17 protein-coding genes and 4 pseudogenes are annotated in these 19,088 nt (G+C 30.7%); 20 read left to right on the forward strand and 1 reads right to left on the reverse strand.

Annotation, left to right across the window (positions count from 1 at the left end; all coding sequences use genetic code 11):
• The first annotated feature begins 142 nt into the window (after positions 1-142).
• The 12 genes from O3884_RS02670 to O3884_RS02725 all read left to right on the forward strand — a co-directional run bounded on the left by O3884_RS02670 (position 143) and on the right by O3884_RS02725 (position 12,815).
• Complete coding sequence (locus tag O3884_RS02670; protein ID WP_371451458.1) at positions 143-952, forward strand: TlyA family RNA methyltransferase; 810 nt, start codon at positions 143-145, stop codon at positions 950-952.
• A gap of 11 nt (positions 953-963) precedes the next feature.
• Positions 964-2,664 carry a DNA repair protein RecN gene (gene recN, locus O3884_RS02675; protein WP_371451459.1) on the forward strand — a complete coding sequence of 567 codons (1,701 nt, stop codon included), beginning with the start codon at positions 964-966 and terminating at the stop codon, positions 2,662-2,664.
• 33 nt (positions 2,665-2,697) lie between these two features.
• The gene (gene rsgA, locus O3884_RS02680) at positions 2,698-3,579 is read left to right on the forward strand and encodes a ribosome small subunit-dependent GTPase A (protein WP_371451460.1); all 882 of its coding nucleotides are present in this window, start codon (positions 2,698-2,700) and stop codon (positions 3,577-3,579) included.
• Position 3,580: 1 nt separating this feature from the next.
• Positions 3,581-4,225 (forward strand): ribulose-phosphate 3-epimerase, encoded by a 645-nt coding sequence (gene rpe / locus O3884_RS02685; RefSeq protein ID WP_371451462.1) that lies wholly within the window; start codon positions 3,581-3,583, stop codon positions 4,223-4,225.
• Positions 4,225-4,857, forward strand: coding sequence for a thiamine diphosphokinase (locus tag O3884_RS02690; protein WP_003145729.1), 633 nt, complete (start codon positions 4,225-4,227; stop codon positions 4,855-4,857). Before rpe ends, O3884_RS02690 begins: the two co-directional genes overlap by 1 nt.
• 9 nt (positions 4,858-4,866) lie before the next feature.
• Complete coding sequence (locus O3884_RS02695; protein ID WP_371451463.1) at positions 4,867-5,715, forward strand: sulfite exporter TauE/SafE family protein; 849 nt, start codon at positions 4,867-4,869, stop codon at positions 5,713-5,715.
• 1 nt (position 5,716) lies between these two features.
• Positions 5,717-6,070: a DUF1634 domain-containing protein gene (locus tag O3884_RS02700; protein WP_003145272.1), complete on the forward strand. Its 354-nt coding sequence runs from the start codon at positions 5,717-5,719 to the stop codon at positions 6,068-6,070.
• A gap of 212 nt (positions 6,071-6,282) precedes the next feature.
• Entirely contained in the window at positions 6,283-7,665 is a 1,383-nt protein-coding gene (locus tag O3884_RS02705) for a cytochrome ubiquinol oxidase subunit I (RefSeq protein WP_371451464.1), read from the forward strand.
• A 1-nt stretch (position 7,666) separates the two neighbouring features.
• On the forward strand, positions 7,667-8,695 hold the full coding sequence (gene cydB, locus O3884_RS02710) for a cytochrome d ubiquinol oxidase subunit II (protein WP_294682585.1): 1,029 nt from the start codon (positions 7,667-7,669) through the stop codon (positions 8,693-8,695).
• 3 nt (positions 8,696-8,698) lie between these two features.
• Entirely contained in the window at positions 8,699-10,414 is a 1,716-nt protein-coding gene (cydD, locus tag O3884_RS02715; protein ID WP_371451466.1) for a thiol reductant ABC exporter subunit CydD, read from the forward strand.
• A complete protein-coding gene (gene cydC, locus O3884_RS02720) occupies positions 10,404-12,137 on the forward strand; it encodes a thiol reductant ABC exporter subunit CydC (RefSeq protein WP_371451468.1) in 1,734 nt (577 codons plus the stop codon). Before cydD ends, cydC begins: the two co-directional genes overlap by 11 nt.
• 144 nt (positions 12,138-12,281) lie before the next feature.
• Positions 12,282-12,815 (forward strand): DUF1697 domain-containing protein, encoded by a 534-nt coding sequence (locus O3884_RS02725; protein ID WP_371451469.1) that lies wholly within the window; start codon positions 12,282-12,284, stop codon positions 12,813-12,815.
• A gap of 624 nt (positions 12,816-13,439) precedes the next feature.
• On the opposite strand, the pseudogene O3884_RS09040 reads toward O3884_RS02725, so the two are convergent.
• Positions 13,440-13,554 (reverse strand): annotated as a pseudogene (locus O3884_RS09040) (transposase); the annotation flags it as partial.
• A 22-nt stretch (positions 13,555-13,576) separates the two neighbouring features.
• Here O3884_RS09040 and O3884_RS02735 point away from each other — a divergent pair.
• The 8 genes and pseudogenes from O3884_RS02735 to O3884_RS02770 all read left to right on the forward strand — a co-directional run bounded on the left by O3884_RS02735 (position 13,577) and on the right by O3884_RS02770 (position 19,029).
• On the forward strand, positions 13,577-13,717 hold the full coding sequence (locus tag O3884_RS02735) for a helix-turn-helix domain-containing protein (protein ID WP_428829627.1): 141 nt from the start codon (positions 13,577-13,579) through the stop codon (positions 13,715-13,717).
• Positions 13,710-13,964 carry a class I SAM-dependent methyltransferase gene (locus tag O3884_RS02740; RefSeq protein ID WP_003145474.1) on the forward strand — a complete coding sequence of 85 codons (255 nt, stop codon included), beginning with the start codon at positions 13,710-13,712 and terminating at the stop codon, positions 13,962-13,964. Before O3884_RS02735 ends, O3884_RS02740 begins: the two co-directional genes overlap by 8 nt.
• Positions 13,961-14,434 (forward strand): DNA-methyltransferase, encoded by a 474-nt coding sequence (locus O3884_RS02745; RefSeq protein ID WP_371451471.1) that lies wholly within the window; start codon positions 13,961-13,963, stop codon positions 14,432-14,434. Before O3884_RS02740 ends, O3884_RS02745 begins: the two co-directional genes overlap by 4 nt.
• Positions 14,415-14,848, forward strand: a pseudogene (locus O3884_RS02750) (DNA cytosine methyltransferase). Before O3884_RS02745 ends, O3884_RS02750 begins: the two are co-directional and overlap by 20 nt.
• A 418-nt stretch (positions 14,849-15,266) precedes the next feature.
• A complete protein-coding gene (locus O3884_RS02755; protein ID WP_314091001.1) occupies positions 15,267-15,635 on the forward strand; it encodes an ArsR/SmtB family transcription factor in 369 nt (122 codons plus the stop codon).
• 145 nt (positions 15,636-15,780) lie between these two features.
• A pseudogene (locus O3884_RS02760) lies at positions 15,781-17,862 on the forward strand (heavy metal translocating P-type ATPase).
• A gap of 143 nt (positions 17,863-18,005) precedes the next feature.
• Positions 18,006-18,395: pseudogene (locus O3884_RS02765) on the forward strand (Csac_0668 family 2Fe-2S cluster-binding (seleno)protein).
• Positions 18,396-18,513: 118 nt separating this feature from the next.
• Entirely contained in the window at positions 18,514-19,029 is a 516-nt protein-coding gene (locus O3884_RS02770) for a DUF1697 domain-containing protein (protein WP_371451473.1), read from the forward strand.
• The last annotated feature ends 59 nt before the right edge of the window (positions 19,030-19,088 follow it).

A 19,088-nucleotide genomic window follows, 5' to 3' on the forward strand; every position in this document is an offset into this window, starting at 1 on the left:
TTATTTTTAATCATAAAGTGTATATAAACACGCCGTTCTCATAGATAAAAAGTTATTATTATGGTAAAATTAAAAGGAAAGACTGTTTGAAATTGAAGAAATTTTCAAAGGAAAACAATTAGTAAATATTAAAGAGGTAATTATGGCAAAAGAGAGAGCTGATGTCCTTTGTGTGAGTCAAGGATTATTCGAATCACGTGAAAAAGCAAAACGAGCGATAATGGCTGGTATTGTTTATAATGATAATATAAGAATCGACAAAGCAGGTGAAAAGGTTGAATCAACTGCTGAACTTAGAATTAAAGGTAAACAGATGCCTTACGTAAGTCGTGGAGGGCTTAAATTAGAAAAAGCAATTAACGAACTAAATTTTGATGTTAAAGATAAGGTAATGATTGATATTGGTTCTTCAACGGGTGGATTTACGGACTGTGCTCTACAAAATGGAGCGAAGTTTGTCTATGCATTAGATGTTGGGACAAATCAACTTGTTTGGAAATTACGTAATGATGAACGTGTAAAAGTAATGGAACAAACTAACTTCAGACATTCAGTAAAAGAAGATTTTGATGTATATGAAATAGATATAGCATCAATTGATGTTTCATTTATTTCATTATCATTAATACTACCAAATCTTGCAGAAATTATAAAAGATGGCGGAGAAGTTTGTGCTCTTGTAAAACCACAATTCGAAGCTGGAAAAGATAAGGTAGGAAAAGGTGGAATCGTTCGAGATAAAAAAGTTCAACTTGAAGTAGTAGAAAAAGTATTACTTTTAGCCAATAGTGTTGGTTTTAGTATGACGAATCTGTCTTATTCTCCAATAACAGGTGGAGAAGGGAATATCGAATTCCTAATGACATTAAAATATAATGCAACTAAAGAAGTAGAAAATAAAAAAATAAATATTGAGCATATCGTAAACAATGCTCATAATCACTTTAAATAGAGGAGGAGCCAATGTTAATTCAGTTAAATATTAAGCAATTTGGAATAATTGAAAAAGCTACTATTGAACTTAAAAATGGTTTAACTGTCTTAAGTGGAGAAACTGGTGCCGGAAAATCGATGATTCTAGCGGCAATTTCGCAATTGTCAGGTCAAAGAACCTCAACTTCTTATATTCGATATGGTGAAGATAAGGCTAGTGTAGAAGGTGTATTCGATTTTCCTAAAAGCAAAGAAGTTAAGGAAATTTTTAATGAATTAGACTTAGATTTAGAAGATGAAGTAATAGTAGTTCGTCGTGACATTTATAGTAGTGGAAAGAGTGTTTGTAGAATAAATGGAACTATAGTTAACCTATCAACATTAAAAAAAGTAGCTGCTCATTTATTAGATATCCATGAGCAACACGATAATCAAGTTCTATTAGTAGAGAAAAATCATCTTAATTTAGTAGATTCTTTTAATCGTGAAAAAATACAACCTGTGTATATAAAATACAAAGAAAAGTATAAAGAATATCAAATTATAAAAGAAAAGATTGATAACTTAAAACAACAGGAAAGTGATGTTCTTCAAAAAGTAGATTTCTTGAAATTCCAATATAAAGAATTAAGTCAGATGAAACTAAAAAAAGATGAAGACTTAGAACTTGAAAAAGATATTGACTATCTAGAAAACTTTGAGAAGGTAAATAACCTTGCTCATAGTATTACTGAAGGAATCGATGGAGAATACGGTGTTATTTCTAAACTAGCAGAAATCAGATCTAATCTAGGTGAGTTAACGAGATATAACTCTAACTTTGAAGAAAAATATGAAGAAATTACAAATTTATACTATATCTTAGATGATTTGAAATATGAAGTATCTAGTTATACTGATGTTATCGAATATGATGAAGAAAAATTAGATAGATTAATCTATAGATTAGATAAGATAAAAACTTTAGAGAAAAAATATTCAAAACCATTAAATGAACTAATAGTTTTCACAGAAACTATTAAAGAAGAATTAGATGAGTTAGAAAATTACGAAGAAAACTTCGAAAATTATCTCGAAGAAAGTAAGAAAATTGAAGAAGAATTGACGTTTTTAGCTGAAGAGTTAAGTTCTTTAAGAAAAGATACAGCTTTAAAATTAGAAAAACTTATCCAAGATGAGTTGAAATTCTTATATATGGAAAAAAGTACAATCAAGGTTGACTTTAAAGAAAAAGAATTCTCATCAACAGGAAAAGACGATGTTAAGATTTTGATTAGCGCTAACTTAGGAGAACCATTAAAATCATTATCTAAAGTTGCCTCAGGTGGAGAACTTTCTAGGGTGATGTTAGCACTAAAAATAATATTTTCAAGAAGTATAGAAGCTACTTCAATTATCTTCGATGAAATCGATACTGGAGTAAGTGGAAGAGTATCGCAACGAATGGCTGAAAAGATGTATCAATTAGGAGTAGGTTCACAAGTATTATGTATTTCACACCTACCGCAAACAACAGCTTTGGCGGATACTAACTTACTAATTAGCAAAGAAATCATTGATAAGAGAACATTAACAGTTATTAGAGAGTTGACTGAAGAACAAAAGATTGCAGAGGTAGCAAGAATGGTATCTGGAGATACTATGACAAAACTTTCAGAAGAACACTCTATTGAAATGTTAAGATTAGCTGAAAAAACTAAAGAAGAGATAAAAGAAAAACTAAATAAGTAGTTAGTAAAAATACCGTAAAGGTAAAGGAGGACTATGACTAAAGAAGGAAAAATTTTAAAAGCACTTAGTGGATTTTATTATGTAGACTGTTCTGGAGAAGTGATTACTTGTCGTGCACGAGGAAACTTTAGAAATGAAAATATCACACCGTTAGTAGGAGATGATGTAAAAATTCAATTAAGTGATAATAATACAGGGTATGTTGTAGAAATATTAGAAAGAAAAAATGAATTACTACGACCTAAGGTAGCAAATATAGATTATAGTATTATCGTAGTATCTGTAAAAGATCCTGAGTTTTCTAGTAAATTACTGAATAAAACGATTTGTTTAAATGAAAATAGTAATGTAGATATCATTATTGTATTTACAAAGCTTGATTTGTTAAGTGACGAAGATCTTAATAAAATGAAAGAAATAATGAACTATTACTATGAAATAGGATATCAAGTATTTACAAACTCTGATGAAGATATTGAAAAATTAAAACAAGTCATTTCAGAGAAATATGTAGCTATTTCAGGACAATCTGGAGCAGGAAAGTCGACGTTTATTAATAAGCTTGCAGAACATTTAGATATTGAAACTGGAGAAATCTCTAAACATCTAGGACGAGGACGTCATACTACGAGACATACGGAATTTTATCAAATCGATGATTTCTATATCGCAGATACTCCAGGATTCTCTTCATTAGATATTACATTTATTGAAAAAGAAGATTTACAATATTTATTTAGAGAATTTAGCGATTATGATTGTAAGTTTAAACCGTGTAATCACATGGAAGAGGTTCAATGTGGAGTTAAAGAAGCGGTAGAAAGTAAAGAAATATTAGAAAGTCGTTATGAAGACTACAAAGTATTATTTACGGAAAAACAAAATCAAAAGAGAAAATATATAAAGGAGAGATAAGATGAAGAAAATATTACCTTCAATTTTATCAGCAGATTTTGCTAACTTAGAAAGAGATATTAAAGAATTAGAAAGTATTGGTATTGATATGTTTCACATCGATGTAATGGATGGAAACTTTGTTCCAAATATTTCATTTGGATTCCCAATAATTGAATCAATCCGCCCTAAGACAGATAAAGTTTTTGATTGTCATCTTATGATTGCAAATCCAGAAAACTACGTTGAACAATTTTGTAAAGTAGGTTGTGATATGGTATCGTTCCACATCGAAGCTACTAACCATGCAGATAGAGTTATACAAGTAATTAAAAACAATGGAAAAAAAGCTGGTATTGTACTAAACCCTCAAACACCAATCGAGAGTATTAAATATCTGTTGCCAAAATTGAATTATGTTTTAATTATGACTGTAAATCCAGGATTCGGTGGACAAAAATTCATTCCTGAAATGTTAGAAAAAATTGAAGAACTAGCAAAACTTAGAGAAGAAAAAAATTATAACTTCTTAATAGAAGTAGACGGTGGAATAAATACAGAAACGTCAAAAGCTTGTCGAGATAAAGGTGCGGACTTATTAGTTTGTGGTTCATTCTTATTTGGAGCAAGTGATAAAGAAAAAACATTAGGTGAGTTGTTAAAATAATGAATAAAAAAAATATAAACATAATGTTAGGTGGAGTATTTCCAAAAGAATTCCCTTCTTCTAAATTATGGTGTGGAGTAGATAAAGGCGCGTTGTACTTGCTTAATAATGGAATTATTCCAATATTAAGTTGTGGGGATTTTGATTCGATAACACTTGAACAAAGAAAGGAAGTTGAAGAAAAATCTAAGTACTTTAAAGTGAAAAGTAGTGAAGATTTAACAGATGCAGAATTTGCGTTAGAACATATTTTAGAATTATTTGAAGAGGTTGAAGTAATAGATATTTACGGAGCTACTGGAAGAAGACTTGATCACTTTTTTGGTAACATACTTTTACTTAATAATAAGAAATATCAACATATTAAAATTAGAATAATAGATGATAATAATATTATTACAGTAGCTAAAAAAGGTCTGAATATCTTTGAAAGCATAGAAGGGTATAAGTATTTCTCAATAGTACCTATTTATGAAGATACTTTAATGACAATAAAAAATTCTAAATATGAAGTAAAAAATCTAATGCTGACATTAAATCGGCCTAACGCTACTAGTAACGAATTTAAAAGTAATGAGGAAATAAAATTAGAAGTTAGTAATAATGTACTAGTACTATACTCAAAAGATTAAGGAGAAACAATGGTAGAAATATTACAATTTATGTTGATAGCTGTTCTTGCAGGTTTCTTAGGCTCTTTAGTAGGGTTAGGTGGTGGAATCATTATCACACCTGCATTAACAATATTATTTGGATTTGATATTAAATACGCTATTGGAGCAAGTATTGTTGCGGTTATCGCAACAAGTAGTGGATCAGCGATAGCATTCGTAAAAGATCATGTTAGTAATATGCGAGTAGGTATGCTTTTAGAAGTATTTACTACAGCAGGAGGTGTAGTAGGTGCGCTTATGGCTGGAGTATTCTCGTCTAAATTATTATATATTTTCTTCTCTTTAATACTGTTAAATTCTTTTTATGGAATGTTGAAGAAAACAGGCTTAATAACTAAATTGAAAAAAGAAGAAGAAAATGTAGAAAATGATAAGTACGCTGATAAATATAAATTAAATTCAACATACTATGACAAGGCTACAGGCGAAACTGTAAAGTATAATGTTACTAATGTCCCTCAAGGCTCACTTGTTATGTTTGGTGCTGGGTTTGCTAGTGGATTACTAGGAATCGGTAGTGGTGCATTTAAGGTTGTAGCTTTAGATACTTATATGAAATTGCCTATAAAGGTAAGTACAGCGACGAGTAACTTTATGATGGGAGTTACTGCAACAGCAAGTGCGTTAATATATTTCTTTAATGGTACTATAAATCCAGTAGTAGCAGCACCAATAGCGATTGGAACTTTAATTGGATCAAGAACTGGAGCAAAAGTAATGCAAAGATTAGATGCAAAGTATATTCGTTATATTTTCCTTCCAATCTTACTATTTACTATTATAAACATGTTCCTGAAAGGTCTGGGGGTGCTTTAATATGAATGGGAAAAGAGATATAAATATATTAATTGCAAATATTATAAAAACAGGGGTTTTTGTAAGTTCATTCTTTATTATAACAGGAATTATACTTAGTTTTATACAAGGAGCAGATGGAGTATTAACTTTAGAAAGATATACTTTTAATGAAATGCTAAGAGGTTTAGTATCATTTAATTATTATTCATACTTAATGTTTGGTATATTTCTTTTAATATTAACACCTGTTCTACGTATATTAGGTTTACTGTATGTCTATATTGAAGAAAAAGATTACAAATTTGTAAGAATTTGTATTTTAGTACTAGTAATACTAATTGTGAGTTTATTATTGGGAGTAACACATAGCTAAAATATAAAAAAAATTAAAAAATAAAATGTTCAACTATATGATAATATAGAATTTATCGCTAATTGTGAACAAATTGTGAACGAAAAATGGTAAAATGTAGGAAAAATACTACTTTTTATCATTTTTGTTTTGCCATAATAAAAACTATGTTATACAATAATAATATAATATTTACAATTAAATATAAATAACACATATAAGGAGGTATATCTATGTTGGATCCACTATTACTTGCAAGGATACAATTCGCAGCAACAACAGTGTTCCACTTCTTCTTTGTACCTATTACTATAGGTATGGTGTTCTTAATCGCAATTTTTGAAAGTATTTATGTTAAAACTGGCGATGAGCATTACAAAAGAATTACGAAGTTCTTTGGGCACTTATTCCTAATTAACTTTGCTGTTGGGGTTGTTACAGGTATTCTTCAAGAGTTCCAATTTGGTATGAACTGGTCTGAATATTCTTCATTCGTAGGGGATGTTTTTGGACCATCACTTGCGATAGAAGCCTTACTTGCATTCTATCTTGAGTCTACATTTATCGGTATTTGGATTTTCTCTTGGGAGAAAATCAACAAAAAATTACACGCAATGTGTATTTGGTTAGTAAGTATAGGAACACTTATGTCAGCGTTCTGGATTTTATCAGCTAACTCATTCATGCAACACCCAGTAGGTGTTAAGTATGTTGAGAATGGTGTAATTGGTAAAAAAGCAGAAATGATTGACTTCTTTGCAATCGTTAAAAACCCATACTTATGGAACCAATTCCCTCACGTAGTAACAATGGCGTTAACAGTAGGGGCGTTCACAATTGCAGGTATTGCATCTTGGAAAATGGTTCGTAATCAATCAGTTCCAATGTTCAGAAAAGCATTTAGAGTTTCTATCATAGCTGCTTTAATCGGTTCATTAGGATTATTTTGGACAGGACACTCTCAAATGCAATATTTAGTAAGAGAATACCCTATGAAAGTTGCAGCTGCTGAAGCTCTATATGAAGATACTGGAAATTCAGCACCATTCTCAGTTTTAGCAACAATCGATCAAAAACAACAAAAAGCAGAACATTACCTTGAAGTTCCTGGTATGTTAAGTTTCTTAGCATACGACAAGTTTGAAGGAAGCCTAAAAGGTATGAAATCTCTTCAAAAAGAAATGGATGAAAAATATTATCCAGTAGTTGGAAAACATATCGATTATACACCGCATGTACCAACAATTTATTACTCATTCAGAGTTATGTCTGGTTCTGTAGGTATCTTAATCTTAATGGCATTACTTGGAACAATATACTCATTCAAGGGAACAGAAACTAAGAAACGTTGGTTCTTACAACTTATGCCATGGACTTTATTAGTAGCTGAAGTTGCTACTGCTTGTGGTTGGATTATGGCTGAGATGGGACGTCAACCGTTTTTAATCTTCGGAGTAATGGCTACTGAGTCAGGAGTTTCACCAAACTCTGGAGCATCAGTATTATTCTCACTATTAGTATTCTGTGTATTATATACTATCTTAGGTATTGCACAATTTATCGCATTTAGATATACAATGAATAAAAAAGAAACAACTGTGAAGGAGGTAGCATAGTATGGATTGGTCAGTAGCTTTACCAAATATTTGGTTCTTACTTATTACAATACTATTTACAGGATTCTTCGTATTAGAAGGATATGACTTCGGAGTTGGAGTACTAGCTCAAGTATTAGGTAAAAACGATGAAGAAAAACGTGTTTACTTCAATACAATCGGTCCTTTCTGGGATGCAAACGAAGTTTGGCTATTAACTGGTGGTGGAGCGATGTTCGCAGCTTTCCCTATCTGGTATGGTAAATTATTCAGTGGTTACTATATCGCATTTGTATTAATGTTAGTAGCGTTAATCTTACGAGGCGTATCATTTGAATTTAGAGGTAAATTAGGTGATAATAGAGCTTGGATTAAATCATTCGATATAGCAATGTTTGTTGGTAGCTTACTTCCTCCAGTATTATGGGGAGTTGCAGTAGCTAACTTCATGACAGGAGCAAACCTTGATGCTAAGAAAAACTTAGTTGATGGTTTCTTAGGATTATTATCTCCATTTACTATTCTTGGAGGAATAATGATGTTACTTCTAATGTTAGTTCATGGAGCTCAATTCTTAGCTCTTAAAACTACAGGAGAATTAAGAAATGCAGCTCGTGCAACATCTGCATTATTATTCCCATTTGCTGCAGTAGTAACATTAGTATTTGCTATTTGGGCATTATTTAAAACAGATATCTTTACGACAAACTACTATGTTGGTTTAGTACTAGCAGTAATTGCGGTAGTATTCTTCGTGTTATCATTTGTTTTAAACTACAAAGGTCGTGACTTAGGTGCATTCTTAAGTACATCAGGAACTTTAGCGTTCCTAACTCTAAGTGTTTTCGCAGGTATGTTCCCACGTGCTATAATAAACAGTAATGATGTTAGTCAATCACTATTTATTTACGATGCTGCGAGTGGAGTATACACTCTAAGACTTATGACAATAGTTGCTTTATTCCTATTGCCATTTGTTTTAGGATACCAAGTTTGGTCATATTCTATTTTTAGAAAACGACTAACTAAAGAAGATGAATTGGAGTATTAGTCAATGAAAAAAAAGGAAGCAAAATTAAAACTTCCTGTTAAAAAAAGTCTTACATTGACACTATTAATATTATCAATATTCGAAGCAGCTTGTATTATTATACAAGCTGCTTTTTTAGCAAAAGCCATAGTGGGACTTTTTGATAAAAATTTTGATAATGTAGTTAGAGATAGTGTTCTTTTTTTAATAGGTTTTATTTTTAGAATAGTGTTCTTACACTTACAACAATATTTTACAGAAAATAATGCAATTAAGTTTGAAACGGAGCTTAGAAGAAAATTACTTCAGAGTTATTTTGACCTAGGTCCTGATTTTACATCAAGAGAAGGATCAGGAAAGCTAGTAACCCTAGCTATAGATGGAATAGGGAAAGTAAAACAGTATTTTGAATTAAATGTATCAAAACAAATACGTGGGGCTATTATCCCTACTTTGGTAGTTATCTTTATATTTTATACAGATTATGTATCAGCCTTAATGATAATATCTGTAATACCAGTTATCGTTATTTTTATGATACTACTAGGAATTAACGCTAGAGATATGGCGAATAGACAATATAAAAAATATAGAGCATTATCTAATAACTTTATCGATACAATTCGAGGAGTAGAGACTCTTAAATTTTTAGGAGTAAGTAAGAACTACTTGCCTATTATGGAAAAGAAAAATAAAGAATATCGTCAAAGTACTATGAAGACACTTAGTGTAGCATTTTTAAACAGTTTTGCTCTTGATTTCTTAACAACAATTGCAATTGCACTTTTAGCAGTTAGATTAGGGATCCTATTATTAGATGGAGATACAGTATTATTACCATCGCTTACTGTATTATTAATCGCACCAGAATTTTTCCTACCTATGAAACAAGCTGCGACAGATTATCATGCCACACTTGATGGTCAAATGGCTTATGAAGATATTAATCGAATGATAGTGGATAACGAGAAAAATAAATCTCAAAAATCCTCTATTGAAAGTGTAGAAAGTATAAAACTACAAAATGTAGGATTAATAAAAGACGACAAAAAAATTCTTGATAATATCACTTTATTGATAAACAAAGGTGAAAAGATTTGTCTTGTAGGGCAAAGCGGAAGTGGAAAAACTTCATTAATCTCACTATTATCTGGATTTAACGAACAAAGTGAAGGAGAGATATTAATTAATGATGAAGTTACAAATTTAAAAAATGTCCACTGGTCAAATAATATCTCATATATATCACAATTTCCTTATATTTTCCCAGATACAATTCGAAATAATATATTATTCTATTCTAATGAGAATATAAGTGAAGATCACTTAAAAGAAATTAGTGAGTTAGTAGGTCTAGATAAATTTATATCTACATTACCACAAGGGTATGACACTAATATTGGAGAAGGTGGTCAAGAATTAAGTGGTGGTCAAGCACAACGTATTGCTATTGCCAGAGCCTTAATTAGTAATAGAGAAGTAATCATTTTAGATGAACCAACAAGTCACCTGGATATAGAAACAGAGTTTGAAATTAAAGAAAAACTACTAGAATTATTTAAAGGAAGAACTGTAATTATAGCTACACATAGACTACACTGGTTGAATAATGTAGATTATGTGTTAAATCTAGAACAAGGAAAGGTTAGTGATTTTGAGAAAGTTGTTGAATTTAAAAATTCACCGCGTTTTGAAGAATTGAAAACTAATCTAGTAGGAGGTAGCTATAGTGAACAATAATTCAATAATAAGAAAAGAACTTAAAAAGAATAAAGGTGTAATGAGTGGAGTAGTCTTTTTAGGATTAATGTCTGTTATTAGTGGAGCAGCGTTAATGTACGTATCAGGTTACTTAATCAGTAAAGCATCATTACAAATAGGAAATATCCTAATGCTACAAGTACCTACAGTATTAACAAGAACATTCTCTTTAGCACAATCTACATTTGCTTATATTCAAAGATTAGTGAGCCACAATTTAGTTTTAGGAATAATAGAAAAAATGCGTAGTAGGGTATATAAAATATTAGAACCAAAAGCATTAAAATTGAAAAAAGAATATAAATCTGGAGATTTACTAGGTATTATTTCTGAAGATATCGAAAATATGCAAAATATCTATCTAAAAACAATATTCCCAAGTATTATCTCATTAGTATTATATGTACTTTTCATTACAGTAATGTTTGGGTATGATATGAATTATGCACTATTAGCAACACTATTTGGAATATTTATTATTTTTGTAGTACCATTCGCATCACTTACAATTACTAGAAAAAATTTCCAAATTATGAAAGAAGCTAAGTATAACTTATATCGTGATTTTACTAGTGCTATTTTTGGATTAAGCGATTGGATTTCTTCTAATAAAGTAAATGAGTTTATGGATGACTACCAAGCTAAAGAACAAAAACTTTTAAAACGTGAAAGAAAAATTAAAACATTCGTTCACTTAAGAGAAAATTTTGTTAACCTACTTGCAGGTGCCACAGCTTTCTTAATGATCTATAGTTGTTGGAATATGACAGTTAATAATGTAATTGAAAATGTCTATATCGCATCATTCTGTATGATGGTATTATCGGTTCTTAGTGTAGCAGTGATGACGAGTGAAGCTGTAGCTCACATTCCAGGATATGAAGTTTCAATAAATAGAGTAAAAGAATTTTATGCTCAAGAAGATGATGAAAAAGTCGAAGTAGTAAATGCAAAAAATTCTGAAGGAAATATTATTGATGTTAATAACTTATCTTTTGGTTATGAAGATGGAAAAACAGTTCTAAATAATCTATCTTTATCAATCAAAAAAGGTGAGAAAGTTGCAATATTAGGAAGAAGTGGTGTAGGGAAATCTACATTGGTGAAATTATTAACAGGTACTTATACAGATTATCAAGGTGAGATCATTGTTCTTGATAAAAAACCAACAGAAACAATGTTAGGTACAGAAATTTCACTGTTAAACCAAAAACCATATCTATTTGATATGACGATTAGAGAAAATCTTAAACTTTCACTTTTAGACTCAGGAATAGAAGAAGCTGAAATTGAAAATAAAATTAATGAGAGTTTAGAAAAAGCTCAATTATCTAAATTATTACAAAGTCTTCCAGATGGTATAGATACAAATGTATTTGAGACAGGAAGCAGGTTCTCAGGAGGAGAGCGTCAACGTATAGCATTCGCTAGAAGTATTATTCAAAACAACGAATTGTTACTACTAGATGAACCGACTGTGGGATTAGATCCGAAGACAGAACATGAACTGTTAACTACAATTTTTGAATCTAGCAAAGATAAGACAATAGTTTGGATTACTCACCATTTAAACTCTATCGAATATATGGATAGAATAATATTCATTAAAGATGGAGAAATAGAGATGGATGGTACACATAGTGAATTATACGCAACAAATGATAAGTATAAGAAATTGTATGATATGGATAATATAGCGTAATAGTATTTGCAAAACAGAGCAGTTACAGGAATAAGAAAAACGACTAACACAGGTAAAGAGAAACGAGTTAGCCTTATAAATTTTGATTGAAAAATGCTATAATACAACTTGTATAAAAGTATAAAGTACTTGGAGGTTTAGAATATGGAAGTAATTGCACTATTGAGAGGAGTAACACCGACAGGAAAAAATAGAATACCTAAAATGTCATTTTTGGTAGAGATACTTGAAAAAGTAGGACTAAAAAAAGTAAAGACTTATATTCAAAGTGGCAATGTTATTTTGGAAACAGAGTTGTCAAAAGGGAAAACAGCAAAGTTAATTCATGACACAATAGCTAAAGAAATAGGAGCAGATTTAAGTGTCATTATAAAAGAAAAAAATCAATTACAGATAGCTATTGAGGAAAATCCGTTTAATGAAAATTATGATTTTTCAAGAATACATTTAGTATTCACTAACGATAGTATGGGAGAAGATGAACTAAAAAAACTGGAAAATAAAGACTTTGGAGATGAAAAGTTTATTATTGGTTCTGAATGTTTATATTTGTATCTTCCAAGAGGTGCAAGTCCCAAAAGATTGAATACTAATTATCTTGAAAAACAGCTTTCAATAACTATGACAATGAGGAAATTAAATGTTGTTGAACATTTAGTCGAATTATGTAAGAAATAGGAATAAACACCAGCTTATTGAAGTAACAATTAAACATAACTAATACAAGAACAGTAAATCAAAAAAGGTTTACTGTTTTTTCTGGGTCTATAATAAATACGGTTGATAATAAATATTAGCCGTATTTATTATAGACCCAGAACCTTTGTGAGGGTGACTCGACAAAACTGATTTCTCAGAAATCACGATTTTTGAGTCACTCGATTTTTTCTTAATATTTAGTAAAAGTTTAAAATATGTATATAAACAAATAAGGATGTATGTTAGAATAATATGTAATAGTAATTATATCGACGTAGGAAGGATAAGGCAGTGTCAAGATTTTTGTGTAAACATAATCTGAGGTTTTAAATAAAGTTAACTATTTATAATTTTATTAGTTCTTATGGCTTTTATTTCTTAGAGTTTAATAAGATTTTTCGAGAGATTTTGTCAAGAATTCAAAGAAGGCTTGCCCTTGTTCTTGACAAAATCATAGAAAAATCTAAACTCTAGAAGGGAATAAAAGCTAGTATATATATATTTCTTCTATCATATTCTCTAATTCTTCTTTCACCATACTAAAGCCATAGTGCGATATACCTACATATTTTACGTTATATTCACATGCTGATACACAAACATATCTGTTTAGAGATTGTTCATTAGGGAATTGTTCTTTTTTCTTTATTCCTTTTTTTAGATGTTTATTATAATTTTCTATTATATTTGTTGTATAAATACTTCTTCTTATTGATTTAGATATGCAACATAATGAGCTTATGGAAAAAGCAAATGTAAGTAGGAGTACATTTTATAAATTAAAGAATGGTGAGAATGTAACTACCGATATTTTGCTCAGAATTTGTGATGCATTGGATTGCGACATATCAGAAATTATGGAGTGTATTAAAAATGATTGAAATAATAAATGGAGAATGCATAGAAGAATTGAGGAAGTTAGACTCATCTACGGTTGATTTAATTATTACAGATCCTCCATATAATATTGCAAATTTCATGAACGGGAGAGATACAAATCTACAAAAAATGCGTTCTAATTTTTTTGGTGCTGCTGGTTGGGATGATTTAGATTTTAATGATTGGAAAGACCATATGAGATTGTTTTTAAAGAATCAAGTAGGATACTTAAGAATGGTGCTTCCATGATAGTTTTTATGACAATATTAAGGGTTGAAACTCTTGTTGAAATAGCAAATAAATTTGGTTTTTATTATAAAACAACTGGAATTTGGCACAAAACAAATCCAATGCCTAGAAATATGAATTTACATTTTGTTAATTCAAATGAGTGCTGGATATATTTTACTTATAAAACAAAAACAGGAACATTCAATAATAAAGGTAAATTGGTTCTAGACTATATTGAAACATCTGTCACGACTGCTAGGGAAAAGAAATTAGGTAAACATCCAACACAAAAGCCAATTATATTATTCGAACATTTTATAAGATTGCTTTCAAATAAGGGCGATTTAGTAGTAGATCCATTTCTAGGAAGCGGTTCTTCTGCAATTGCAAGCTATAGATTAAATAGAAATTTTATCGGTGTTGAATTAGAAGAAAAATATGCTAAATTAGCGAATATGAGGGTAGAAGATGAAAAGACAAGTTATTGATTTGTTTTCTGGAGTTGGTGGACTATCTAAAGGATTTTTCGACTCAGGATTTGAAATTGTTTTAGCAAATGAAGTTGACTATTCTATAGCTAATTCTTATAAAAAAATCATCCTAAAGTGAAAATGATTAATGAAGATATTTCAAAATTAGATATTGATGATGTTTTTAATGAGTATAAAAATATAGATGTAATTGTTGGGGGACCACCTTGTCAAGGATTTTCTCAAAAAGGGAAAAGAAAAATAATGGACGATCCACGTAATTATTTATTTAAATATTTATTTGAGGTAGTTAGTGTTGTTAGACCGAAGTATTTTGTGCTAGAAAATGTACCCAACATATTAACTGCAAATAACGGACATTTTAAAGACGAAATTTATAGCTTATGTTCCAGTAATGGTTACACGTTATGATGATACCCTAGTAAGGAAGATTATCCAGAATGTTAGTGTTTATGCATTGACTTTTACATGATTTATACATGTGATATTATCAAAAATGTTGTTTATAAGGTTATTGATAAGGAGTTGACCACATGAGTGATGTAATAAGCTGTTAGATGAAGCTATTAAAGAAACCGAAAACTTGTACGAAGGAGAAGTCTTTATTTTTAAGTAATTGTTTAAAGGATATGTATGGAACAGGATACCGAGAAAGGACTGTACTAATGTCTTAGTGGATATTTTTGAGATATTTTAAATAATATAAAAACACTTGAATAAATGCTCATATAACAATTGACACAAGAGAAAAATAATAATATAATAAATATACAACGCATGAATGCTTGTTCAAGTAATCAGATGAAATGATTTAAAAAGAGGTGATAATATGACTAAAAAATTTAATTCAATTGAAAGATGTGACTGCAATGTAATTCATGAGGATATTGTAAATCAAGTTAGAGATAAAATGCCTCAAGAAGAAAGCCTTTATGATCTAGCAGAATTATTTAAAGTATTTGGAGATTCAACACGAATCAGGATATTATGGGCTTTACATGAAGTTGAAATGTGTGTTTGTGATATCGCTGTATTACTTAACATGACACAATCAGCAATTTCCCATCAGCTGAGAGTCTTAAAACAAGCTAATTTAGTGAAAAACAGAAAAGAAGGCAAAGTAGTATATTATTCATTAGTTGATGATCATGTAAGAGAAATATTTGACCAAGGTCTAATTCATATCAACGAGAAGTAGTAATGCGGTAGAATAGAATATTTTTTGAAGATATTTGGGCATATATTTAAGTCTTCATTTCAAATGAGCAATACTTCAAGAAAATTTGAAAAAGACTTGTAGTATTCAAAATAAAATTACAAATAATATTTAGGAGGATTTAATAATGAAAAAGAAATTTATACTTGAAGGTTTAGATTGTGCAAATTGCGCGGCAAAAATGGAAAAGGCTATTAATGAGCTTGATGGAGTGAAAGAAGCTACTGTTAACTTTATGACCACAAAACTCGTTATTGATGGTGAGGATGAAAAAATGCCAACAATAATAGCAGAGGCCGAAAAAATAGTTAAAAAAATCGAACCCGATACAACTATGAAAAAGGCTTAAAGGAGGCTATTTAGTATGACAAAACGACTATGGCGAATAATTATTGGTGCAGCCGTGTTAGCTACAGCAGTATTGCTTAGTTTAAATAACGAATGGTTACAGATTGCTCTCTTTATAATAAGTTACATTATTGTAGGTGGAGATGTTGTAAAAAGAGCTGTAAAAAATATTTTTAAAGGTCAAGTTTTCGATGAAAATTTTTTAATGAGTATTGCAACAATTGGTGCATTTTTTATTGGTGAGTATCCTGAAGGTGTTGCAGTTATGCTGTTTTATCAAGTTGGAGAACTGTTTCAAAGCTATGCAGTTGGCAAGTCGAGAAAGTCAATTGCAAGCCTTATGGATATTCGACCAGATTATGCTAATGTTAAAAAAGGTGATGAACTTGTCAAAGTTGACCCAGATGAAGTACAAATTGGAGATATTATTGTAATTAAAGCAGGAGAAAAGATTCCTCTTGATGGCAAGGTAATTGAGGGAAGTTCAATGATTAATACATCGGCACTAACAGGCGAATCTATTCCTCGTGAAGTAGAAGTTGGAAGTGATATCCTAAGTGGGTGCATCAACATTAATGGGGTTATTACAGCAGAGGTTACCAAGGAATTTGGAGAATCTACTGTAAGTAAAATTCTTGATTTAGTTGAAAATGCAAGTAGTAAAAAATCCAATTCAGAACAATTTATTACGAAGTTTGCGAGATATTATACACCGGTTGTGGTTATAATTGCAGTTTTTCTAGCTATTATACCAGCTCTTGTTATAGACGGGGCGACTTTTAGTGATTGGATATATAGAGCACTAGCATTCCTTGTGGTATCCTGTCCGTGTGCTTTAGTTATTTCAATTCCTTTGAGTTTCTTCGGTGGAATAGGTGGAGCCTCAAAAAAAGGTGTTTTAGTCAAGGGTAGTAATTATTTAGAGGCATTAGCAGAAACTGAAATTGTTGTTTTTGATAAAACTGGAACACTAACGAAAGGTGTATTTAATGTACAGGAAATTCATCCAGAAGGAGTTTCCAAAGAAGAGCTACTAGAATTAACTGCACATGCGGAAAGCTATTCCAATCATCCGATTTCACTTTCACTGAAACGTGCATATAGCAAAGAAATAGACAATGGACGTATTTCAGATGTAGAAGAGATATCAGGTCATGGTGTTATTGCAACAGTAGATGGCAAAAAGGTTATGGCAGGAAATATCAAACTTATGAAAATGATGGATATCCCTTATTTCAAGGGAGAGCTGATCGGTACTATTGTACATGTTGCTGTTAATAACAAATATATAGGTTACATTGTAATTGCCGATGAGGTAAAGGAAGATTCAGCACAAGCAATCAAGGAACTTAAGGCAGCTAATATTAAACAAACAGTTATGTTGACAGGTGATAATAAAAGTATTGGTTCAAAAGTTGCTAAAGAGCTTGGTCTTGATAAGGTTTATGCAGAACTGTTGCCAGCAGACAAAGTTGAAAAACTAGAAGAATTATTTTCGCAAAAATCTAAAAAAGGTAAACTTGCCTTTGTTGGTGACGGAATCAATGATGCACCTGTATTAGCTCGTGCAGACATTGGAATAGCAATGGGTGGTTTAGGTTCTGATGCGGCCATTGAAGCTGCTGATGTTGTAATTATGACTGATGAACCATCGAAAATTGCTACTACAATGAAGATTTCTAAAAAGACACTAAAAATTGCACATCAAAACATAGTATTTGCAATTGGAATAAAAATAATTGTTCTTATTTTGAGTGCTTTTGGAATAACTACTATGTGGGCAGCTATATTTGCAGATGTAGGTGTAACTATCATCGCAGTATTAAATGCTTTTAGAGCTTTGAATGTAAAGAATCTATAAACTATTTTTCCTATTCACCCCTTGAATGATACCGATAATTGACGATACAATCAAGGGGTATTTTTTAATTTAAAAACTATAAATAAAAATTGGTTGGGATTTACCTTGAATTAAATGGTTTTAAAGATATGGAGGTTATGTAATTGAAAGTTATTGATGAATGTTGCTGTGAATGTATCACACAAAATTTAAATAGAACAAAGGAGAGTTGCCCTGTCTGTAATAATGAAGGAGTAACAGTTAGTAGGATAACCGATGAACACTTGGTGACAGATGATTATCGTAATGCCGTTGATGGAGATCAATTCTGATTTAAGAAAGATGCAGATCCTAAGTATGCTTGTTATTGCAGCAAAGTCACAGAAGATCAGGTAATTGAAGCAGTTGTAAAGCATGGTGCGAAAATCGTTAAAGAAGCAAATGCCATAACTGGAGCAATGAAAAATTCGCTTTGTAAGGAAAACAATCCTTTGGGGGTATGTTGTCATAAGATTATTCAGGAAGCCATTGATAAGGGATTAACCATGAAATGATTTGAGTTGATATGTTCTCACGAACAGACAAAACCGTTGATATCTTCCCACAAACGAGAGCCAATGTTGGATATGTTTCCGACTACGAGTGTGGATATGTTCCCCTTAACCATAGGGGTTGAGAGGAGTAACACCGACAGGAAAAAATAGAATACCTAAAATGTCATTTTTGGTAGAGATACTTGAAAAAGTAGGACTAAAAAAAGTAAAGACTTATATTCAAAGTGGTAATGTTATTTTGGAAAGAGAGTTGTCAAAAGGGGAAACAGCAAAGTTAATTCATGACACAATAGCTAAAGAAATAGGAGCAGATTTAAGTGTCATTATAAAAGAAAAAAATCAATTACAGATAGCTATTGAGGAAAATCCGTTTAATGAAAATTATGATTTTTCAAGAATACATTTAGTATTCACTAACGATAGTATGGGAGAAGATGAACTAAAAAAACTGGAAAATAAAGATTTTGGAGATGAAAAGTTTATTATTGGTTCTGAATGTTTATATATGTATCTTCCAAGAGATGCAAGTCCCAAAAGATTGAATACTAATTATCTTGAAAAACAGCTTTCAATAACCATGACAATGAGGAAATTAAATGTTGTTGAACATTTAGTCGAATTATGTAAGAAATAGGAATAAACACCAGCTTATTGAAGTAACAATTAAACATAACTAATACAAGAACAGTAAAT

This window comes from Gemella sp. 20925_1_85 (assembly GCF_041433735.1).
Taxonomy (GTDB): domain Bacteria; phylum Bacillota; class Bacilli; order Staphylococcales; family Gemellaceae; genus Gemella.

What these genes read in the sequence shown, in the direction of transcription:
- O3884_RS02670 (WP_371451458.1), top strand. Translation starts at nt 143, where the DNA reads ATGGCAAAAGAGAGAGCTGATGTCCTTTGTGTGAGTCAAGGATTATTC.
- recN (WP_371451459.1), top strand. Translation starts at nt 964, where the DNA reads ATGTTAATTCAGTTAAATATTAAGCAATTTGGAATAATTGAAAAAGCT.
- rsgA (WP_371451460.1), top strand. Translation starts at nt 2,698, where the DNA reads ATGACTAAAGAAGGAAAAATTTTAAAAGCACTTAGTGGATTTTATTAT.
- rpe (WP_371451462.1), top strand. Translation starts at nt 3,581, where the DNA reads ATGAAGAAAATATTACCTTCAATTTTATCAGCAGATTTTGCTAACTTA.
- O3884_RS02690 (WP_003145729.1), top strand. Translation starts at nt 4,225, where the DNA reads ATGAATAAAAAAAATATAAACATAATGTTAGGTGGAGTATTTCCAAAA.
- O3884_RS02695 (WP_371451463.1), top strand. Translation starts at nt 4,867, where the DNA reads ATGGTAGAAATATTACAATTTATGTTGATAGCTGTTCTTGCAGGTTTC.
- O3884_RS02700 (WP_003145272.1), top strand. Translation starts at nt 5,717, where the DNA reads ATGAATGGGAAAAGAGATATAAATATATTAATTGCAAATATTATAAAA.
- O3884_RS02705 (WP_371451464.1), top strand. Translation starts at nt 6,283, where the DNA reads ATGTTGGATCCACTATTACTTGCAAGGATACAATTCGCAGCAACAACA.
- cydB (WP_294682585.1), top strand. Translation starts at nt 7,667, where the DNA reads ATGGATTGGTCAGTAGCTTTACCAAATATTTGGTTCTTACTTATTACA.
- cydD (WP_371451466.1), top strand. Translation starts at nt 8,699, where the DNA reads ATGAAAAAAAAGGAAGCAAAATTAAAACTTCCTGTTAAAAAAAGTCTT.
- O3884_RS02725 (WP_371451469.1), top strand. Translation starts at nt 12,282, where the DNA reads ATGGAAGTAATTGCACTATTGAGAGGAGTAACACCGACAGGAAAAAAT.
- O3884_RS02735 (WP_428829627.1), top strand. Translation starts at nt 13,577, where the DNA reads ATGGAAAAAGCAAATGTAAGTAGGAGTACATTTTATAAATTAAAGAAT.
- O3884_RS02740 (WP_003145474.1), top strand. Translation starts at nt 13,710, where the DNA reads ATGATTGAAATAATAAATGGAGAATGCATAGAAGAATTGAGGAAGTTA.
- O3884_RS02745 (WP_371451471.1), top strand. Translation starts at nt 13,961, where the DNA reads ATGATAGTTTTTATGACAATATTAAGGGTTGAAACTCTTGTTGAAATA.
- O3884_RS02755 (WP_314091001.1), top strand. Translation starts at nt 15,267, where the DNA reads ATGACTAAAAAATTTAATTCAATTGAAAGATGTGACTGCAATGTAATT.